We start from the raw sequence: 1,424 nt of genomic DNA, 5'->3' as shown, positions 1-1,424 counted from the left end.
GCGCCGGTCGCCGCGGTGGCCGCCGAGGGAAACGGCTGAGGGCCCGCGCCGCCTGGCACTTCGGCTCGGGTCCCGACTACTGCCGCGGCTGCGCGGCCCTCGACCGCGACTGCGGCCTGGCCTGTCCCTACGCCGCCCACGCGCCCGCCAGCATCGAGGGCCACGCCTGCTGGGCCGCCGGCGCCACCTGCGCCACGGCGACGATGATCGGCCTCGACATCGACATGCCGGCGGCCCTGGCTACGGCCCGCGAGATGGGCGCCTCCGGCTGGGCTGCCGCCGAGCTGCTGCTGGCCATGCGCATGGGCCTGGCAGCCGGAACCGCCGCCCGGCGCCCTGACCACCGCACAGACGGAGGCGTGACCGATGGCTGATGCCACCCGCCGCGTCTCGGTCCGCCTCTCTCTCGACGACGCCGCCAAGGTCAAGGCTGGCCTCAAGGACGTCGGCGAGACCGGCCAGCGCTCGCTCGAACAGGTCAAGGGTGGCGCCGAGCGTGCCTCCCGCTCGCTCGACCTGCTCGACCTGGCCGTCCGCGGCATCCAGATCGCCGGCCTCGCCGCCGGTGCGCGCGCACTCGTCCAGGCCGGTGACGCGCTCACCCAGGGCCTCTCGCGCCTGCAGAACGCGACCGGCTCGGTCGAGCGCGCCGGCCAGGTCTACGAGGCCCTGTACCGCAACGCGCTCCAGACCGGCGTCGCGGTGTCGGAGAGCGTCGACGCCTTCCAGCGCTTCTCGATCGCGGCGCGCGAGATCGGCGCCACCTCCGACCAGGTGGTCCGTCTCGTCGGCGGCCTGCAGCGCGTCGCCATCGTCTCCGGCGCCTCCACGCAGGAGATCAGCAGCGCCACGCTGCAGCTGGCCCAGGCACTCGCCTCCGGCGTGCTGCAGGGCGACGAGCTGCGCTCCATCCTCGAGGCCATGCCGCTGTTGGCCGAGGGCCTGGCCCGCGAGCTCGGCGTTTCGATCGGCGAGCTCCGCAAGCTCGGCTCCGAGGGCAAGCTCACCGCCGAGCGGGTCTTCCCCGCACTGCTGCGCGCGACGGAGCGCCTCGGCGCCGAGCTTGACCGCGCGCCCCTCTCGCTCGGCCGCGCCTTCGGGCAGCTGACGGCGGCAACCGAGAATTTTCTGGGCCAGCTCGACCGCGCCATCGGCCTGTCCAACGCGCTGGACCGCGCGCTCTCCGCCGCTGCCCGCGCCGTGGACAGCGTCCGCCAGGGCGCCGGGCTGCGCAGCGAGGAGGAGCGCCTCGCCGGCCTGCGCCGCCAGGCCGAGGCGCTGTCGGCGCAGATCGGCCGGCTGGAGAGCGAGGGCGACGGCCGCGACAGCCTGCGCGCGCCGGTCCGCCGCGGCAGCATCCGCCCCGGGCTGGTCGGCACCGCCGAGCAGCAGGCCGGCGTCGACAGCCGGGCGCGGCTGGAGGA

At 75.8% G+C, this 1,424-nt stretch carries 2 protein-coding genes; both read left to right on the top strand.

Going from position 1 to position 1,424, the window contains the following annotated elements; all coding sequences use genetic code 11:
• Positions 1–374, top strand: a 374-nt coding sequence (locus tag ET526_RS21785; protein WP_204623734.1) for a hypothetical protein, incomplete at its 5' end; no start/stop codon positions are given.
• Positions 367–1,424, top strand: a 1,058-nt coding sequence (locus ET526_RS20270; RefSeq protein ID WP_158295649.1) for a tape measure protein, incomplete at its 3' end; no start/stop codon positions are given. The genes ET526_RS21785 and ET526_RS20270, both read left to right, overlap by 8 nt.

This window comes from Crenalkalicoccus roseus (genome assembly GCF_004761865.1).
Taxonomy (GTDB): domain Bacteria; phylum Pseudomonadota; class Alphaproteobacteria; order Acetobacterales; family Acetobacteraceae; genus Crenalkalicoccus; species Crenalkalicoccus roseus.
This window is presented reverse-complemented; position numbering and strand designations above follow the sequence as displayed.